General features: G+C 71.0%; 15 protein-coding genes. 12 read left to right on the top strand and 3 right to left on the bottom strand.

Annotated elements, in window-relative coordinates; translation table 11 throughout:
- Positions 1-160 precede the first annotated feature (160 nt).
- A complete protein-coding gene (locus IH45_RS0109495) occupies positions 161-679 on the top strand; it encodes a DUF4240 domain-containing protein (RefSeq protein WP_030664403.1) in 519 nt (172 codons plus the stop codon).
- Between the two features lie 70 nt (positions 680-749).
- Here IH45_RS0109495 and IH45_RS0109490 read toward each other — a convergent pair whose 3' ends face one another.
- Complete coding sequence (locus IH45_RS0109490; protein ID WP_030664400.1) at positions 750-1241, bottom strand: GNAT family N-acetyltransferase; 492 nt, start codon at positions 1239-1241, stop codon at positions 750-752.
- A gap of 38 nt (positions 1242-1279) precedes the next feature.
- Here IH45_RS0109490 and IH45_RS0109485 point away from each other — a divergent pair, with 38 nt between their 5' ends.
- Both IH45_RS0109485 and IH45_RS0109480 read left to right on the top strand, forming a co-directional pair.
- The gene (locus IH45_RS0109485) at positions 1280-2236 is read left to right on the top strand and encodes a TIGR01777 family oxidoreductase (protein WP_030664398.1); all 957 of its coding nucleotides are present in this window, start codon (positions 1280-1282) and stop codon (positions 2234-2236) included.
- 282 nt (positions 2237-2518) lie between these two features.
- A complete protein-coding gene (locus IH45_RS0109480; RefSeq protein ID WP_030664396.1) occupies positions 2519-3745 on the top strand; it encodes an FAD-dependent oxidoreductase in 1227 nt (408 codons plus the stop codon).
- 141 nt (positions 3746-3886) lie between these two features.
- Here IH45_RS0109480 and IH45_RS0109475 read toward each other — a convergent pair whose 3' ends face one another.
- Complete coding sequence (locus IH45_RS0109475) at positions 3887-5446, bottom strand: hypothetical protein (RefSeq protein WP_030664394.1); 1560 nt, start codon at positions 5444-5446, stop codon at positions 3887-3889.
- Positions 5447-5807: 361 nt separating this feature from the next.
- Between IH45_RS0109475 and lipB the strand changes: the two genes are divergently transcribed.
- The 4 genes from lipB to IH45_RS0109455 all read left to right on the top strand — a co-directional run bounded on the left by lipB (position 5808) and on the right by IH45_RS0109455 (position 8910).
- Positions 5808-6623, top strand: a complete 816-nt coding sequence (gene lipB / locus IH45_RS0109470; RefSeq protein WP_050514687.1) for a lipoyl(octanoyl) transferase LipB — start codon at positions 5808-5810, stop codon at positions 6621-6623.
- A gap of 159 nt (positions 6624-6782) precedes the next feature.
- Positions 6783-7733: a lipoyl synthase gene (gene lipA, locus IH45_RS0109465; protein ID WP_003983438.1), complete on the top strand. Its 951-nt coding sequence runs from the start codon at positions 6783-6785 to the stop codon at positions 7731-7733.
- Between the two features lie 234 nt (positions 7734-7967).
- Positions 7968-8186, top strand: coding sequence for an SCO2195 family GlnR-regulated protein (locus IH45_RS0109460; protein ID WP_030664390.1), 219 nt, complete (start codon positions 7968-7970; stop codon positions 8184-8186).
- Positions 8187-8196: 10 nt separating this feature from the next.
- On the top strand, positions 8197-8910 hold the full coding sequence (locus IH45_RS0109455; protein ID WP_030664388.1) for a DUF4191 domain-containing protein: 714 nt from the start codon (positions 8197-8199) through the stop codon (positions 8908-8910).
- 260 nt (positions 8911-9170) lie between these two features.
- Here the strand turns inward: IH45_RS0109455 and IH45_RS0109450 are convergent, their stop codons facing one another.
- Positions 9171-9638 carry an RDD family protein gene (locus IH45_RS0109450; RefSeq protein ID WP_032917099.1) on the bottom strand — a complete coding sequence of 156 codons (468 nt, stop codon included), beginning with the start codon at positions 9636-9638 and terminating at the stop codon, positions 9171-9173.
- 399 nt (positions 9639-10037) lie between these two features.
- On the opposite strand from IH45_RS0109450, the gene glnA reads away from it, so the two are divergent.
- The 5 genes from glnA to IH45_RS0109425 all read left to right on the top strand — a co-directional run bounded on the left by glnA (position 10038) and on the right by IH45_RS0109425 (position 17868).
- Complete coding sequence (glnA, locus tag IH45_RS0109445; protein ID WP_030664385.1) at positions 10038-11447, top strand: type I glutamate--ammonia ligase; 1410 nt, start codon at positions 10038-10040, stop codon at positions 11445-11447.
- A 267-nt stretch (positions 11448-11714) separates the two neighbouring features.
- Entirely contained in the window at positions 11715-13136 is a 1422-nt protein-coding gene (locus IH45_RS0109440) for a family 2B encapsulin nanocompartment shell protein (protein ID WP_030664382.1), read from the top strand.
- Between the two features lie 224 nt (positions 13137-13360).
- Entirely contained in the window at positions 13361-14485 is a 1125-nt protein-coding gene (locus IH45_RS0109435) for a family 2 encapsulin nanocompartment cargo protein terpene cyclase (protein ID WP_063762962.1), read from the top strand.
- A gap of 17 nt (positions 14486-14502) precedes the next feature.
- Positions 14503-15372 (top strand): geranyl diphosphate 2-C-methyltransferase, encoded by an 870-nt coding sequence (locus tag IH45_RS0109430; RefSeq protein WP_030664375.1) that lies wholly within the window; start codon positions 14503-14505, stop codon positions 15370-15372.
- 216 nt (positions 15373-15588) lie between these two features.
- Positions 15589-17868 carry a terpene synthase family protein gene (locus IH45_RS0109425; protein WP_050514692.1) on the top strand — a complete coding sequence of 760 codons (2280 nt, stop codon included), beginning with the start codon at positions 15589-15591 and terminating at the stop codon, positions 17866-17868.
- Positions 17869-17916 lie beyond the last annotated feature (48 nt).

Here is a 17916-nt window from a genome sequence, read left to right as displayed (position 1 = left end):
ACGAGCCTCGCGCCGAATCCCGACACCTTGTGTCTGCTTTCTTTTTCTTCGCGCGATCGGACGCGGATTCGGACGCGGATTCGGACGCGGATAACGACACCGTCGCATCTGGGGTAGTCCGCGTGCGGCGCCGCGCGGCAGGAACGATGCTGGACCCGTGATGGACGAGACGGAGTTCTGGCAGCTGATCGACAGCTCCCGCGAGGCCGCCGAGGGCGACCCCGAGGAGCAGGCGGACGCGCTCGTCGAACGGCTGGTGGCCCTCGACCCGGACTCCGTGGTGGACTTCGCCCGGTACTTCGAATCCCGCTACAACCGCGCGTACACCTGGGACCTGTGGGCCGCCGCCGCGCTGCTGCTGGGCGGCGCGAGCGACGACGCCTTCGACTACTTCCGCTGCTGGCTGATCGGCCAGGGCCGGGAGACCTTCGAGGGCGCGCTGCACGATCCGGACAACCTCGCCGACCTGCTGGACGTGTTCGACGAGGAGGTGGACGGCGACGCGGAGGAGCTGGGTTACGCGGCGGACGAGGCGTACGAACAGCTCACCGGCGCCGAGATGCCGGACCTCGGACTCCCGGCCCAGCCGCCCGAACCGCTCGGCACCTATATCGACAACGACGACGACCGCGCCCTGGCGGAACGCCTCCCCCGGCTGTGGGACCGCTTCGGCACCTGAGAGCGCGGTTACGGGGTGGTGGGGTGCGGGGTCACGGGGTTACGGAGCGGGCCGGTTCCGGGGCCCGCCTTCAGACCAGCACCTTGCCCATCATCACGTCGTCCACGTACGTGCCCTCCAGCAGGAACTCCTCCGGCAGCACGCCCTCCACCAGGAAACCCGCCGACTCGTAGAGCCGGCGGGCCGGGGCGTTGTGCCCGAGGACGCGCAGGGTGACGCGGCGGGCCCCCTCGTCCAGCGCCCGCGCGCAGGCCGCGTCCAGCAGGGTCCGGGCGACACCCCGGCCGCGCGCCCAGGTGTCCACGGCCAGGCCCTGGATCTGCCGTACGTGGGCGTTGCAGGGCAGCGGCGTCGGCGGCACCACCCGGATGTAGCCGGCCAGCCGGCCCGCGATCTCCGCCACGAGCAGGTCCTCGGGGCGGTGCCGGTCGTCGAAGAACCGGTCGTACGGGTGCTGCGGCCGGGGCGTCACCGCGTGCAGCGTGGACCACGTACGGCGGTCCAGCAGCGCGAGCGGCTCCTCATCGGCCAGGACGGCGGTACGTACGAACGATTCGGACATGCGTGCCACTGTGTCATGTGTCCGTCGTCGGGGGCAGTATGGCTGCCATGCGGATCGCGATCACCGGCTCGGCCGGTCTCATCGGTACGGCACTCGTCCGCTCCCTGCGCGCGGGGAGCCCCGACCGGCCGTCGAACAGCACCGGAACCAGCACAGGTACGGGCACTGGCGGGCACGAGATCGTCCGGCTCGTGCGGCATGCGCCGCGCGCCGCCGACGAGGTGCGCTGGGACCCCAAGCGGCAGACCGTGGACGCCGCCGGGCTCGCGGGCTGCGACGCCGTGGTGCACCTCGCGGGCGCGGGCGTCGGCGACCACCGCTGGAGCGACGCGTACAAGCGCGAGATCCGGGACAGCCGCGTCCTGGGCACGGCGGCGCTCGCCGAGGCCATCGCCGCCCTGGACACCCCGCCGCGGGTCTTCGTCTGCGGCAGCGCCATCGGCTTCTACGGCGACACCGGCGACCGGCGGACGGACGAGTCCGCGCCACCCGGCGACGACTTCCTGGCCCGGGTCTGCGTGGACTGGGAGGAGGCCGCCGCACCGGCCGTCGATGCCGGGATCCGCACGGTCTGCGCGCGCACCGGACTGGTCGTGGGGCGTCAGGGCGGCGCCTGGGGACGGCTGTTCCCCCTCTTCAAGCTGGGGCTGGGCGGCCGCCTGGGCGACGGCGGCCAGTACTGGAGCTTCATCTCCCTGCACGACCACATCGCCGCGCTCCGGCACCTGATCGACACCGACGGTCTGAGCGGGCCGGTCAACCTCACCGCGCCCGAACCGGTCACCAACCGCGAGGTCACCGCCGCGATGGGCCGCGTCCTGCGCCGCCCCACCCCCTTCCCCGTACCGGCCCCGACCCTGCGGCTCGCCCTGGGCGAGTTCGCCGACAACGTCCTGGCCAGCCAGCGCGTCATCCCCCGGGCCCTCCTGAACTCCGGCTTCACCTTCGCCCACCCGAAGGTGGACGAGGCGATCCGGGCCGCGCTCGGGGGGTGAGGCGGCGCGGGCGACCGTACCCCCGCGCCCTCCCACCTCCGAGCAGCACCGCACTCCGTGCCACCTCACCCGCCGCCGTGGGCGACCGCGGTTCCGCGCCTCCCACGGACGGCGGTCCGCGGCACTGCGTGCCGCACCGTGCATCCGTGCGCGGTCTACGCGCGATCCCTCCGGCCGCGGGCCCGTTCTTAGGGTTCCAACCTCACGAACTCGGCATCCCGCGCGCCGGTACGGGGCAGGAGCCCCGTAGCGCCGGCACCGGGACCGACCTCGGGAGGGCACGTGCTGCGCACCGCATCGACCGTGGACGTCGTCATCGTCGGGGCCGGCCTCGCCGGTCTCGCCGCCGCCCACCATCTGACCAGCGCGGGAGCCACGGTCACCGTGCTGGAGGCCGCACCGTACGTCGGCGGCCGGACCACCACCGATCACCTGGACGGCTTCCGGCTGGACCGCACCGGCCAACTACTCGTCACCTCGTACCCCGAACTCCGCACCACCCCCGGCCTCAGCGGCCTGGTCCTGCGTCACTTCGCTCCCGGACTGTGTCTCCACAACGGACAGCGGAACCAGCGTGTCGGTGCCCCCCGGAGCACAAGGGGCGCACTTTCGGCAGCGCGCGCCCTGTCGCGCGCCGAGCGACGCGCCGACCGTTCCACCGCCCAGGCATTGGCGGCCCGCCCGGTCTTCCCGCCGTACATCCCCGACGGATTCCTCCGCCCCCTGCTGTCCGCCCTCCTGTGCGATCCCGGACTGACCGGCTCCAGCCGCAACGCCGCCCTGGCCCTGCGCTCCTTCGCCCGCGGGCGGCTGTGTCTGCCCGCCGGCGGCGCCTCGGCCCTGCCCGAACTCCTCGCCGCCTCCCTTCCCCCCGGCACCGTACGCACCTCCGTACGCGCCGTCTCGGTCTCGACCACCAGCGTCGGCACCGCCGCCCACGGGCAATTCCCCTGCCGTGCCGCGCTCGTGGCCACCGGCGCGCGCGATGCGGCAGGACTGCTCCCGGGGCTGCGGGTCCCCGATTTCCACCCGGTGTCCATCGTGCACCACACCACTGACAGTCCCCCGGCCCGCGAGCCGGTGGTCTTCCTGCCCTCCGAAGGCCCGGTCGCGCACACCTTCGTCGCGAGCGAGGCCGACCCGTCCCGCGCCCCGGCGGGCCGCGCCCTGGTCACCACGACCGTGCTGGGCGCCCCGGCCACCCTGCCCGCCCGCGCGCTGGACAAGACGGTCCGCCCCCAACTCGACCGGATCTACGGCACCTCCACCGACGCCTGGGAGCTGCTGGCCGTCCACCACGACCCGGAGGCGGTCCCGGCCATGCCCGTACCGGACGATCCGCACCGCGCCGTCCGGCTGCTGGCCGGGCTGTACGTGTGCGGCGACCACCGGGACACCGGCACCGTCCAGGGCGCCCTGCGCTCCGGCCGCCGGGCCGCCCGCGCCGCCCTCGACGACCTGCGCCTGCCCCCGTTCCACGAACCCTGCGAACTCTCGGCGGCGGCCTGACGGGCAGACGCCTGACGCACGGACGGGCGGGCGGACGGTGGGCGGGGCCTGTGTACCGGCGCCCGCCCACCGTCCGCCCACCGGCCATCCGCCCACCGGCCATCCGCCCACCGGCCGTCGGCCCGTCACACCTTCAGCCCGTCACGCCTTCATCGCCGCCACCCGGTCGCGGTACCCCCGTACCGCCGCCGCGTCCCGGTACGGCTCCAGCCGGCGCTCGAACTCGCGGACGTACTCATGCGCCCGTACGGACCGCATCTCGGACGCCTGGAGCGCCGCCTCCGCGCCCAGCGCGCACGCCTGCTCCAGCTCGCCCAGACCCAGCCGCGCCGTCGCCAGCACCACCCGGCAGAACAGGCGGCTGCGCGCGAACCCGGCGCCGCGCAGCTGGAGCGAGCGCTCCGCGTGCTGCGCCGCCGCCCGGAACTGCTGGAGGTCGCGGTGGCAGTGCGCCAGCTCGTCGGCGAGCTGCGCCTCGTCGAAGAAGCGCGCCCAGTACGGCGTGTCGTCCCCGGGGCGCGCCGTCTCCAGCGCCCGTTCCGCCCGCGCGAGGGAGGCCGTGCACGCCCGTACCTCGGTCAGTACGCCGTGCCCGCGCGCCTCCGCCGCGTGCAGCAGCGCCTGCACGACGGGCGGCGCGTTGCTGCCGACTCCCTGCTGGGCCACCCGCGCCAGCTGGACGGCCTCCCGGCCGTGCCCCAGGTAGACGGCCTGCCGGCTCATGGTCACCAGGACGTACGCGCCGTACGCGCGGTCCCCGGCGGCCTGCGCCAGCCGCAGTGCCTGGACGAAGTACCGCTGGGCCAGGCCGTGCGCGGCGATGTCGTACGACGTCCAGCCGGCCAGCCGCGTCAGGTCGGCGGCGGCCGCGAACAGCCGCCGGCCGGCCGCCTCGCCGTACGTGCCCCGCAGCATCGGCTCGACCTCGTGCTCCAGGTAGCGCACCAGGGCCTGGCGCGCGTGCCCGCCGCCGTAGGCGTGGTCCAGCGCCCGGAACAGCTCGCCGACCGACCGGAGCGCCTTGATGTCCCCGGCGCTCACCCGGTAGGCGTGCGCCCGGTCCGAGCGCTCCGCGCGCTCGGGACGCTCCGCGCGCCCGGCCCGCTCTGCTGGGCCGGGACGCTCGTGACCGGGCCGTTCGTGGCCCGGGCGCTCATGTCCCGGACGCTCCGTCTGCCGCTGCCGGGGCACCGACACCTGCATCCGGCCCGGCGCGGGCAGCCGGCCCGCGGGCTCCGCCGCGTCACCGTGCGCGACCCGCTCGTCGGCCCGCCCGATCAGCCAGTCCCGGCTGGGCACCACCAGCCCGGCCGGGGTGAAGGCGATCTTCCGCAGCTCGGCGTGGCTGCCGGAGTCCTTGCGCCACAGGCCGCTGACGATGTCCACCGCCTCGCTCGGCGTGGCCGCGAATTCGAGCCCGGCGTACACCGGCGCGCAGGCGTCCAGGCCGAGGTCCTGGGCCGACAGCCGGCGCCCCAGTCTGCGCGTGAAGACCTCGGCGATCAGGGCGGGCGTGGTGCCTCTGGGCTGCTGCCCGCGCAGCCAGCGCGTGACCGACGTCTTGTCGTAGCGGAGGTCGAGCCCGTGCTCCAGGCCGAGCTGGTCGACCCGGCGGGCCAGCCCGGCGTTGGAGAATCCCGCCTCCGCGATGAGCGCGGCGAGCTGTCGGTTGGGCGTGCGCTGGGTGGGTCGGTCCGTCATCAGCTTTACCGGTCTCCTGCCTTCCGGGCCGAGCTGCCCGGGTTCGGCGGACCCTGACCGGCGCTGCTCCCTGCCCTCGTGGAACGGCGTGAATGTAACGGCCGCGAGCGGCTTTCTCGCCGCCTTCGCCCTGCGTTCATCCGATCGTGTGAGCAGGGCTCGTACTGTCCTCCGCGCTTGCGCAAGCCGTCTCGGCCGGGCCCCGCACGGGTGACCCCCGGAGCACCCCCCGGGGCTCCCGGAGCACCTCCGCGCGCCCGCGCACCGGCCCCCCGCCCCGGGCGCCTGCGGGCACCGTCCGCCCCCGCCGTACAGTTGGCGTGGGCGCGAAGGACTCAACAAAGTTCGAAGAGGAGCTGCCGTGACTGCGATCTCTCGGGGGGACACCCCCGCACCCGAGGGGCTGCGCTTTGTCCAGCTGGGCTTCGGCGCCCACGCCGTCGACTACGAAGAGGCGTGGCAGGAGCAGCGCAGGGTCCACGCCGCCCGGTTCGCCGACGAGATCCCGGACACCTGCCTGCTGCTGGAGCACCAGCCCGTGTACACCGCGGGCCGGCGTACGGAGGACAGCGAGCGCCCCCTCGACGGCACCCCGGTGATCGACGTCGACCGCGGCGGCAAGATCACCTGGCACGGTCCCGGCCAGCTGGTCGGCTACCCGATCCAGAAGCTCCCGCGCCCGGTCGACGTCGTCGCGCACGTACGGCGTCTCGAAGAGGCCCTGATCCGCACCTGTGCCGAGTTCGGCCTGGAGACCACCCGGGTCGAGGGCCGCAGCGGTGTCTGGGTGCTGGGCGACCCGGTCGCCGACCGCCCGTCCCTGGGCGGCCTGTCCCTCGACTTCGACCCGCGTACGGCCGACGAGGAGTTCGACCCGCGGCTGAACGGCCCGGAATACGCCCCGTCCAACGCCGGCCAGCGCCGCGAGGACCGCAAGCTGGCCGCGATCGGCATCCGCGTCGCCAAGGGCGTCACGATGCACGGCTTCTCGCTCAACGTGAACCCGGACACCACCTCGTTCGACAAGATCGTCCCCTGTGGCATCCGCGACGCCGGGGTGGCCTCGCTCGCCGACGAACTGGGCCGGGAGATCACCATCCCCGACGTCCTGCCGGTCGTCGAGAAGCACCTGCGCGACGTGCTGGAGAACGCCGAGCTGCTCCCCCGGGCGGTCTGAGCCGGCCCGTCGGCCGCCGGAACCCGCTGCGCGGCCGCCGGAAAACCGACCGCGAGGAATGCGCCCCTGTCATACGGGGTTGGCCTGCACGTAAAGACGTGCGAATTGACGGGCGTACCCTGGTGTACGCCGAAGAAACGAAGTCGTAGGGAGCCGGACGTGTCCGCTGTCGCACCCGACGGACGCAAGATGCTGCGCCTGGAGGTCCGGAACAGCCAGACCCCCATCGAGCGCAAGCCCGAGTGGATCAAGACCCGGGCGAAAATGGGCCCCGAGTACAACCACCTGCAGGGCCTGGTCAAGAAGGAAGGTCTGCACACGGTCTGCCAGGAGGCGGGCTGTCCCAACATCTACGAATGCTGGGAGGACCGCGAGGCCACCTTCCTCATCGGCGGTGACCAGTGCACCCGCCGCTGCGACTTCTGCCAGATCGACACGGGCAAGCCGCAGGAACTGGACCGTGACGAGCCCCGCCGGGTGGCCGAATCCGTCCAGACCATGGGTCTGAAGTACGCCACGATCACCGGCGTCGCGCGCGACGACCTGGAGGACGGCGGCGCCTGGCTGTACGCGGAAACCGTCCGCCAGATCCACGCCGCGATGCCCGGCACCGGCGTCGAACTGCTCATCCCCGACTTCAACGCGGTCCCCGAGCAGCTCGCCGAGGTCTTCTCCTCCCGCCCCGAGGTGCTCGCGCACAACGTCGAGACGGTGCCGCGCATCTTCAAGCGCATCCGCCCCGGCTTCCGCTACGAGCGGTCCCTCGAAGTCATCACCAAGGCCCGCGAGGCCGGCCTGGTCACCAAGTCGAACCTCATCCTGGGCATGGGCGAGGAGCGCGCGGAGATAAGCCAGGCGCTCCAGGACCTGCACGACGCGGGCTGCGAGCTGATCACCATCACGCAGTACCTGCGCCCGTCGGTGCGCCACCACCCCATCGAGCGCTGGGTCAAGCCCGCCGAGTTCGTGGAGCTGAAGGAGGAGGCCGAGGAGATCGGCTACGCCGGCGTCATGTCCGGACCGCTGGTCCGCTCCTCCTACCGCGCCGGCCGCCTGTACCAGCAGGCGATCGAGCGCCGCCAGGTCGAGGAGTCGGCCCAGGCCGTCTGAGACGGGGCCGGGCAGGACCGCCCGGCCCGCATGGGGCACCGCTGACCTCTGGGTCGGAATGTGAGTCCCGGCACATGCTGCGACGACGCGGCCCGCACCACCCCAGGCAGGGGCGGTGCGGGCCGCGTCAAGGTTTCATCGGTGTTTGACCGCCGGGTCATCAGTTGGTAACACCGATCCGTAACGATGGTTTCACACAACGCATCCACTATTCCTCCAGAAGGGGAAACCGTCATGCAGGCCGCGCCCGCTCGCGCCACCGCCGCTCTCCCCATCCCGTCGGTCACCGACGCCCTGCGCGCAGTCGAGTCCGTACTGATGCGCGGCGGCCAGCGCACAGCCCGCCGGAACGCGTGGACATCGGTGCTGGAGGACCGCCGCCGCGCCAGGGACCGGCGGGAGGCCGAGCACGTACTGGAGGCCGCGGCGACCGAGGGCCCGAACGCCACGTAAACTGCGCCCCATGGCGAGGAAGGCAAATGCAGACAGCGCTGAGGGCGCTGCGAACTCCGGGCGACTGAAGCAGATCGCCCAGACCTACAAGATGACCCGTCGGGTCGACCCCAAGGTCGGTCTTGTCGTCGCCGGCGTGGGCATCGTCGTTTTCGGCGTTCTCCTCGTCCTCGGCTTCGTGCTCGGGCACCCGGTCTACCTGGGCATCCTGGGATTCGTCCTGGCCTTCCTCGCGATGGCGATCATCTTCGGCCGGCGTGCCGAGCGGGCCGCCTTCGGACAGATGGAGGGCCAGCCCGGCGCGGCCGCTGCCGTACTGGACAACGTGGGCCGTGGCTGGACCGTCACCCCGGCGGTCGCGATGAACCGCCAGCAGGACGTCGTGCACCGCGCCGTCGGCAAGGCGGGCATCGTCCTCGTCGGCGAGGGCAATCCGAACCGCGTACGCGGCCTGCTGGCCGCCGAGAAGAAGCGGATGGCCCGCATCGTCGCGGATGCCCCGGTCCACGACTACGTGGTCGGTGACGGCGAGGGCGAGATCCCGCTGAAGAAGATCCGCACCACCCTGCTCAAGCTGCCGCGCACGCTGCCCGGCCCCCAGGTGACGGCCGTCAACGACCGGCTCCGCGCCCTGGGCGACCTGATGAGCAACATGCCGGTCCCGAAGGGCCCCATGCCGAAGGGCATGCGGATGCCGAAGGGCGGCGGCGGCAAGATGCGCTGACCGTCACTGGAACGGCCGAGGGGCCCGAGACCTTTGCGGTCTCGGGCCCCTTAGGGATTTCGGGGTGGGAGTGGGGCGGGGGCCCGGCACGACGGGACGGGGCCGTAGCGTCGCACCGGGCTCGTATCGTCGGGCCGCACCCGTACCGACGGAGCGGGGCCGCATCGCCGAACCGCGTCCGTAGCGACGCACCGGGGGCGTATCGACGCACCGCCCCAGACGCCCACAGCCGTACGCCGCGGCAGCCGCCGGGCCTCGGCTCAGATCCGTACCTGCACCGCGCGGGCCAGGCGGTCGTGGAGGCCGCGGCCGTCGCGGTCCCAGATCACCGCCGGGATGACCACGACCAGCGCGACCGTACGCAGGACGACGCGCGGCAGCGACAGCCGTCCGCCGTCCTCGGCGACGACGCGCAGGCCCAGGATCCGCTTGCCCGGCGTGAAGCCCACCGTGCCGACCGTGAGCACGCTCAGCACCGCGAAGACGGCCAGCGCCCAGTTGCTCGTCGCGTTCGCCCGGCCGTCGCTGAGCAGCCCGTACGCGACGAGCATGCACAGCGCCCAGTCGATGAAGAGGGCGGCGAAGCGCCGGCCCGGGCGCGCGATCGAGCCCGGCCCTTCCTCGGGCAGCCCGAGCCCTTGCCCGCGGTAGCCGAACTCGACGCCCATGTCCTCGGCTGCCGCGCGGGGCCCGGAGATCCACGATCCGATTGCTTGCCTGTTGTCCACCCGTCCACGGTACTGCGACCGCATACGTTCCCCCCTCCGCGGGGCGCCCCCGACAGTCACCGCACTCCGCCCCGCAGCCGCCGCGCAACGGCTCCGCCACCGGCCGCCCCGTATACCGATCCACCTCTCCCCCCACCCCCTCACGACCGCGCCCGCCCCTCGCCGACCACCCACCGACCGCCCATCGACCTCCCGCCGACCACCCGCCGACCACCTGCGGAATGATCAATTCCACTCCGGAAACAGGCCGCGCGGCGGTTAACCTCGGCGAAACAAATGGGTCATGCTTGGGAAATCCCGCCTGCCTATGGTCGGGCAAGCGCGCCACCGCACACGGCTGCGCTCCGAGTAGCAATCCCGCGTGCGCCGACCGTCGGTGACCGGGCTAGGAGGAGTTGGATGTTCCAGAACGCCGACGAGGCCAAGAAGTTCATCGCGGACGAGGACGTCAAGATGGTCGACGTCCGCTTCTGCGACCTGCCCGGTGTCATGCAGCACTTCACGGTGCCCGCGGAGGCGTTCGACCCGACCGAGGAGCTGGCCTTCGACGGCTCCTCGATCCGTGGTTTCCAGGCCATCCACGAGTCCGACATGGCCCTGCGCGCGGACCTCTCCACCGCCCGCGTGGACCCGTTCCGCCGCGACAAGACCCTCAACATCAACTTCTTCATCCACGACCCGATCACCGGCGAGCAGTACAGCCGTGACCCGCGCAACGTGGCGAAGAAGGCCGAGGCGTACCTCGCCTCCACCGGCATCGCCGACACGGCGTTCTTCGGCCCCGAGGCCGAGTTCTACGTCTTCGACTCGGTCCGCTTCGAGACCTCCGCCAACCGCTCGGTCTACGAGATCGACTCCGAGGCGGGAGCCTGGAACACCGGCTCCGAGGTGAACAACCGCGGCTACAAGGTCCGCTACAAGGGCGGCTACTTCCCGGCTCCCCCGGTCGACCACTTCGCCGACCTGCGCGCCGAGATCTCCCTGGAGCTGGACGCGGCCGGCCTGAAGGTCGAGCGCCAGCACCACGAGGTCGGCACGGCCGGCCAGGCCGAGATCAACTACAAGTTCAACACGCTGCTCGCCGCCGCCGACGACCTGATGCTCTTCAAGTACATCGTGAAGAACGTCGCCTGGCGCAACGGCAAGACCGCGACCTTCATGCCCAAGCCGATCTTCGGTGACAACGGCTCCGGCATGCACGTCCACCAGTCCCTGTGGTCCGGCGGCGAGCCCCTCTTCTACGACGAGCAGGGCTACGCGGGCCTCTCGGACACCGCCCGCTACTACATCGGCGGCATCCTCAAGCACGCCCCGTCGCTGCTCGCCTTCACCAACCCGACGGTGAACTCCTACCACCGCCTGGTCCCCGGCTTCGAGGCCCCGGTCAACCTGGTCTACTCGCAGCGCAACCGTTCCGCCGCGATGCGTATCCCGATCACCGGCTCCAACCCGAAGGCCAAGCGCGTCGAGTTCCGCGCCCCGGACCCGTCCTCCAACCCCTACCTGGCCTTCTCCGCGCTCCTCCTCGCAGGCCTGGACGGCGTCAAGAACAAGATCGAGCCCGCCGAGCCGATCGACAAGGACCTCTACGAGCTGGCCCCCGAAGAGCACGCCAACGTGGCCCAGGTCCCGACCTCCCTCCCGGCCGTCCTCGACGCCCTTGAGGCCGACAACGAGTACCTCCAGCAGGGCGGCGTCTTCACCTCCGACCTCATCGAGACCTGGATCGACTACAAGCGCACCGCCGAGATCGCCCCGATCCAGCTCCGCCCGCACCCGCACGAGTTCGAGCTGTACTTCGACATCTAAACCGCGGTACCGGGCGCCCTGAACAACGCCCCGGAACACCGGCGAATTGCCTGAGGGCCGTTATCCCGATCCGGGATAACGGCCCTCAGGCAATTCGCCGGTGCCCGCGCTCCGACCAGCACCCCCCGCTTATGCCAGGCGCGCCTACCGCACCCACTCGTCACGATGCGTTACCAATATGCGCGGAACGTGATCACGCCTGCTCCCCGGTGACGTCTGCCCTGCTGGAGCAAGGCGAGTCGTCTCATGGATTGGGAGAGGTAGTCGATGACTGTCGAGACGTGCCCGTCGGACGCCGCGGACGCGCGGAATCAAGCGCAGGAGCAGCTCAGCCTCAGTACCGCGGCGGCGCGGAACCTCGCGACCACCACCAAGTCCGAACCCCAGATGCAGGGGATCAGCTCGCGGTGGCTGCTGCGGAAGCTGCCGTGGGTGAATGTGCCCGGCGGCACCTACCGGGTGAACCGGCGGCTGTCGTTCACGGTCGGGGACGGGAAGGTGACGTTCGAGAAGAACGGGTCCGATATTCGCGTCATCCCGCAGGAGCTGGGCGAACTGCCCCTGCTGCGCGGGTTCGAGGACGAGACGGCGCTGGGCGCGCTGGCCGAGAAGTTCGCCCAGAAGGAGTTCGAGCCCGGGCAGATCATCGTGCAGGAGGGCCGGAAGGCCGATGAGGTCTTCCTGATCGTGCACGGCAAGGTGGCCAAGGTGCGGCCCGCGAAGTACGAGGGCGAAGCCGTCGTGGGCCGGCTGTCGGACGGGGACAGTTTCGGCGGCAGCGTACTGGCGGGGGCGGACGGCAAGTGGGAGTTCACCGCCCGCGCGATGACCGGGACGACGGTCCTGTCGATGCCGCACAGTGCGTACAAGGCCGTCGCCGACCAGTACGAGTCGCTGCGGTCGCACGTCGACAGGCGCAGCACCGACGGGCGGAAGCCGGCCAACAAGGCCGGGGAAGCCGCGATCGACTTCCTGTCCAGCCACGACGGCGAACCGATCCTGCCGACCACGTTCGTGGACTACGAACTCAGCCCGCGCGAGTACGAGCTGAGCGTGGCGCAGACGGTGCTGAAGGTGCACAGCCGGGTCGCCGACCTCTACAACCAGCCGATGAACCAGGTGCAGCAGCAGTTGCGGCTCACCGTCCAGGCGCTGCGCGAGCGCCAGGAGATGGAGCTGGTCAACAACCGTGACTTCGGGCTGCTCAACAACACCGAATTCAACCAGCGCATCCCGGCCCACTCCGGCCCGCCCACCCCGGACGACCTCGACGACCTGTTGAGCATGCGCCGCGGGACCAGGTACATCTTCGCCCACCCGCGCGCCATCGCGGCCTTCGGCAAGCAGTGCAACAAGCGGGGCATCTCCCCCAGCAGCGTCGAGGTCGACGGCCACCACATCCCCGCGTGGCGGGGCGTGCCGATCCTGCCGTGCGGCAAGATCCCGATCTCGGAGCACCACACCTCGTCGTTCATCGCCATGCGTACCGGCGAGGACAACGAAGGCGTCATCGGCCTCTACCAGACCGGCCTGCCCGACGAGATCGAGCCGGGGCTCAACGTGCGGTTCATGGGAATCGACGAGAAGGCGATCATCTCCTACCTCGTCAGCACCTACTACTCCGCCGCCGCCCTGGTGCCGGACGCGATCGGGATTCTCGAAAACGTCGAGGTGCGATCGGGTGACTGAGCTCCCGGTCGGGCGAGGAGAGGAGGGCTGAGGCGGTGTCGTTGCTGTCCCGGGTGCTCGCCGGACCCGTCACCCCCGAGGTGGCGGGCCTGGTGAGCGCCCCGCTGACCGACCCGGCAGGGCCCGGGGACCGGAGTCTGCCCACCCCGCCGACGGAGACCAGGGAGGTGAGGGAGGCAAGAGAGGCGAAGGAGCCGACGGAGGCGAGGGAGTCGGCAGAGGCCATGGCTTCGGCGGGGCCGGCCGTGCCGCCCGCGCCCCCGGCGCCGTGGCTCCCCGGCGGCCCGACCGGCATCGGCACGGCGGCGGCCAGGGCCCTCCTCCCGCCGCCCGCATGCGACGACCGGCCTGGCCCCGGTCCCGCGGCCCGCCCCCGCCCCGGTACCCCGGTTCCGGGCCTGCACTGCCCGCCCGCGGTGCCGGCCGATCCGGCCAAGGTCGCCGAGGTGGACCGGCGGCTCGAAGCCTGGGCCCATGAGCTGGCCCTGTTCCCCCCCGAGTGGGCGGGGGACTTCGCCGGGTTCCAGGTCGGCCGTGCGGTCGTCCTGCAACACCCGGGCGCCTTCAACCTGGAGCGCCTCGTCGTCGCGGGCAAACTGCTCGTCGCGGAGAACGTCGTCGACGACTGCTACTGCGAGGACTACGGCGGCTCCCCCATCGGCCTGGGCGGTCGGCTCGTCATCGCGCAGAGCGCCCTGGACCCCCTGCACACCGCGGACCACTACCAGCGGCAGTGGATCGGGGGGCTGGGGGCGGACGCTCCGCTGCGCTCCTACGCCGGTGCGATGCACGACTTCCGCGAGATCGCCACGTTCAGCCAGGCCACGCGGTTCCTCCACGACATGGCGCGCCTGCACATGGGGTATCTCGCCGAGGGGGCCTGGGCGCAGACCCACACCACCCCGCCGGTGTGGCAGTACCTGGTGATGCGGCAGTTCAACAACTTCCGCCCCTGCCTGTCCATCGTGGACTGCGTCGACGGTTACGAGCTGCCCGAGCAGCTCTACTCCCGCCCCGACGTCCAGCGCGTCACCGCGCTGGCCTGCAACGCCACCACCCTCGTCAACGACCTGTACTCCTTCACCAAGGAGATGGCCACCGACGAGCAGCATCTGAACCTCCCCGTGGTGATCGCCGCCGAGGAGTGCCGGGGCCTGAAGGACGCCTATCTGAAGAGCGTCGACATCCACAACGAGATCATGCACGCCTTCGAGGACGAAGCCGCCGTCCTGGCCGCCGGGAACCCGCTGCTGGCCCGCTACACCACCGGTCTGGCCGCCTGGGTCTCGGGCAACCACGAATGGCACTACACCAACACCTACCGGTACTCCCTGCCCAACTACTGGTGAGAGAGAAGGCACTTGGCATGACCGTCACCACGCGTCGCAGCAGCACGGCCGCAGCCCCGGTGGTCAGCGACTATCAGCAGTCGGTCGCCGACTACTGGAACCACGAGAAGAACCCCGTCAACCTCCGCCTGGGCGAGGTCGACGGCTTCTACCACCACCACTACGGCATCGGCGACGTCGACTGGTCCGTCCTGGAGGGCCCCGAGGACACCCGGGACGTACGTACCATCGCCGAACTGCACCGTCTGGAGTGCGCACAGGCCGAACTCCTCGCCGACCACCTCGGTGCCGTGGCCCCCGAGGACCGCCTGCTGGACTCGGGCTGCGGCCGGGGCGGCGGGAGCCTGGTCGCCCACGAGCGGTTCGGCTGCCGGGTGGACGGGATCTCCATCTCCGAGACGCAGGTGGCCTTCGCCGCCAGGCAGGCCGAGAAGCGCGGTGTGGACGGCAAGGTGCGCTTCCACCTCAGGAACATGCTCGACACCGGCTTCGAGTCCGGCTCGTTCCGCGGCGTCTGGAACAACGAGTCCACGATGTACGTCGATCTGTCGCTGCTGTTCGGCGAGTACGCCCGTCTCCTCGCGCGCGGCGGCCGGTACGTCACCATCACCGGCTGTTACAACGACACCTACGGGCTGCCCTCCCGCGAGGTCTCGACCATCAACGCCCACTACATCTGCGACATCCACCCGCGCTCCGCCTATTTCAGGGAGATGGCGAACCACCGGCTCGTGCCGGTCAGCGTGGTGGACCTCACCGCGGCGACCATTCCGTACTGGGAGCTGCGCGCCAAGTCGTCTTTGGCCACCGGTATCGAGGACACATTTCTGACCGCGTACAAGAACGGCAGCTTCCAGTACCTGCTGATCGCCGCCGACCGGATCTGATCACCCGCGGGCCAGGTCAGCCGCGTTGCCGGCCCGGTCCTGCGACGAAACGACTCCCTCGTTACCGCCGCGAGGCGCTAATCATCCGTACGTGCGGCTGTCAAGAGGGTGGATACGCGGTGGGCGTGCTGGGTAGTGCTGGGCCGCTGGGGGCGCGGCGCCGGGGGAGCGCCCCCGGCGAACAGGGTGAGACGGACGACGAGAGGTCAGGTCGTGGTGGCGCAGCCGTTTGAGTTGCCGGGGTTCTATCTGCCGTATCCCGCTCGGATCAATCCGTATCTGGAACAGGCTCGGGGGCACGCGAAGGAGTGGGCCCGGGGGATGGGGATGCTGGAGGGTTCGGGGATCTGGGAGGAGGAGGATCTCGATGCGCATGATTACGCGTTGCTGTGCGCGTACACCCACCCGGACTGCTCGGCGGATGTGCTGTCGCTGGTGACGGACTGGTATGTGTGGGTGTTCTTCTTCGACGACCATTTCCTGGAGGCGTTCAAACGGACGCAGGACCGGGCGGGCGGAAAGGCGTATCTGGACCGGCTGCCGTCGTTCATGCCGATGGATCCGGATACCCCGGTGCCGGAGCCGGCCAATCCGGTGGAGGCGGGCCTGGCGGATCTGTGGGCGCGGACGGTGCCTTCGATGTCGAAGGCGTGGCGGGCCCGGTTCCGGGAGAGTACCGAGCATCTGCTGAACGAGTCGTTGTGGGAATTGTCCAACATCAACGCGGGGCGGTTGCCCAACCCCGTCGAATACATCGAGATGCGGCGGAAGGTCGGTGGGGCGCCCTGGTCGGCGGGGCTGGTGGAATGCGCCGCGGGGGCCGAGGTGCCGGCGGCGGTGGCCGGGGCGCGGCCGTTGCGGGTGCTGCGGGACGCGTTCGCGGATGCGGTGCATCTGCGGAACGACCTGTTCTCGTATCAGCGGGAGACCGAGGAGGAGGGGGAACTCAGCAATGGAGTGCTGGTGCTGGAGAACTTCCTCGGGTGCTCGACCCAGGAGGCCGCGGACGCCGTCAACGATCTGATCACCTCGCGGGTGCAGCAGTTCGAGAACACGGTGCTGACGGAGCTTCCGGTGCTGTTCGCCGAGAAGGGGATGGGTCCGCGGGAATGCGCGGACGTGCTGGCTTATGCCAAGGGGCTGCAGGACTGGCAGGCGGGCGGGCACGAGTGGCACATGCGGTCGAGCCGGTACATGAACGGGGGCGGAAAGGCCGCGGAGACGGCGGGTGGCTGGTCGCCGTTCCCGCTGGGCGGGCTGGGGACGTCCGGGGCGGATGTGCGCAGGGCGGTGGCGGTCACCGGGGCGAAGCGGGTGCGGAACTTCACGCATGTGCCGTTCCGGAAAGTGGGGCCCTCGCAGCTGCCGGATTTCTCCATGCCGTTCGCGACGACGCTGAGTCCGCATCTGGACGGTGCGCGGGTGAACACGGTGGAGTGGGCGCGGCGAATGGGGCTGCTGCGGCCACAGGCGGGAGTGCCGCTTTCCGGTATCTGGGACGAGGGAAAGCTGAGGGATTACGACTTCCCGTTGTGTGCCGCCGGTCTGCATCCCGATGCGACACCGGAGGAACTGGACCTGGGGTCGCAGTGGCTGACCTGGGGGACGTACGGGGACGATTACTACCCCGCGGTGTTCGGCGCGGTACGGGATGTGGCCGGGGCGAAGGCGTGCACTGCGCGGCTCTCGGCGTTGATGCCGGTGGAGGACCGCGCGGCCGTGCCGGAACCGGCGAACGCGATGGAACGCGGGCTGGCGGATCTGTGGGCCCGTACGACGGAATCGATGGACACGGCGGCGCGGCGGACGTTCCGGGACAGTGTCGAGGTGATGACGGCCGGCTGGATCTGGGAGCTGGAGAACCAGGCGCTGCATCACATTCCCGATCCGGTGGATTACATCGAGATGCGGCGGGCGACGTTCGGCTCCGACATGACGATGAGCCTGAGCCGTATCGGGCACGGGCGGCGGGTGCCGGAGGAGGTTTACCGGAGCGGGCCGATGCGTTCGCTGGAGAACGCCGCGACCGACTACGCGACGCTGATGAACGACGTGTTCTCGTACCAGAAGGAGATCGAGTACGAGGGAGAGGTGCACAACGGGGTTCTGGTGGTGCAGAACTTCTTCGACTGCGACTATCCGACGGCGCTCGCGATCGTGCACGACCTCATGACCTCCCGTATGCGGGAGTTCCAGCATGTGGCGGCGAACGAACTGCCGGTGCTGTACGACGACTTCGCTTTGCCGGACGAGGCACGGGCGCTGCTGGACGGATATGTGAAGGAACTGGAGAACTGGATGGCCGGAATTCTCACCTGGCACCGAGGGTGCCGCCGGTATCGCGAGGAGGATCTGCGGCGGCACAAGGGGGAGAGGGGCGGTAGCGGCGGGGCAGCTGCCGTTGCGCCCGGGTCCGGGGCGGCCGGGCCCGGTGAGTGGAGTAGCCGGCCTACCGGGCTGGGGACTTCGGCTGCCCAGGTGGCTGTCTACTTGTAGCGGACGGCTCTGGTGCAGCGGTAGAGGGGCGCCCGCCGGGTCAAGGGG

The organism is Streptomyces rimosus subsp. rimosus (assembly GCF_000720725.1).
Lineage (GTDB): Bacteria > Actinomycetota > Actinomycetes > Streptomycetales > Streptomycetaceae > Streptomyces > Streptomyces rimosus_A.
This window is presented reverse-complemented; position numbering and strand designations above follow the sequence as displayed.

Excerpts from the sequence above, each read along its gene's own strand:
- IH45_RS0109495 (WP_030664403.1), top strand. The coding sequence starts at position 161 with ATGGACGAGACGGAGTTCTGGCAGCTGATCGACAGCTCCCGCGAGGCC.
- IH45_RS0109485 (WP_030664398.1), top strand. The coding sequence starts at position 1,280 with ATGGCTGCCATGCGGATCGCGATCACCGGCTCGGCCGGTCTCATCGGT.
- IH45_RS0109435 (WP_063762962.1), top strand. The coding sequence starts at position 13,361 with ATGGCTTCGGCGGGGCCGGCCGTGCCGCCCGCGCCCCCGGCGCCGTGG.
- IH45_RS0109475 (WP_030664394.1), bottom strand. The coding sequence starts at position 5,446 with ATGACGGACCGACCCACCCAGCGCACGCCCAACCGACAGCTCGCCGCG.
- IH45_RS0109455 (WP_030664388.1), top strand. The coding sequence starts at position 8,197 with ATGGCGAGGAAGGCAAATGCAGACAGCGCTGAGGGCGCTGCGAACTCC.
- IH45_RS0109430 (WP_030664375.1), top strand. The coding sequence starts at position 14,503 with ATGACCGTCACCACGCGTCGCAGCAGCACGGCCGCAGCCCCGGTGGTC.
- glnA (WP_030664385.1), top strand. The coding sequence starts at position 10,038 with ATGTTCCAGAACGCCGACGAGGCCAAGAAGTTCATCGCGGACGAGGAC.
- IH45_RS0109490 (WP_030664400.1), bottom strand. The coding sequence starts at position 1,241 with ATGTCCGAATCGTTCGTACGTACCGCCGTCCTGGCCGATGAGGAGCCG.
- IH45_RS0109440 (WP_030664382.1), top strand. The coding sequence starts at position 11,715 with ATGACTGTCGAGACGTGCCCGTCGGACGCCGCGGACGCGCGGAATCAA.
- IH45_RS0109460 (WP_030664390.1), top strand. The coding sequence starts at position 7,968 with ATGCAGGCCGCGCCCGCTCGCGCCACCGCCGCTCTCCCCATCCCGTCG.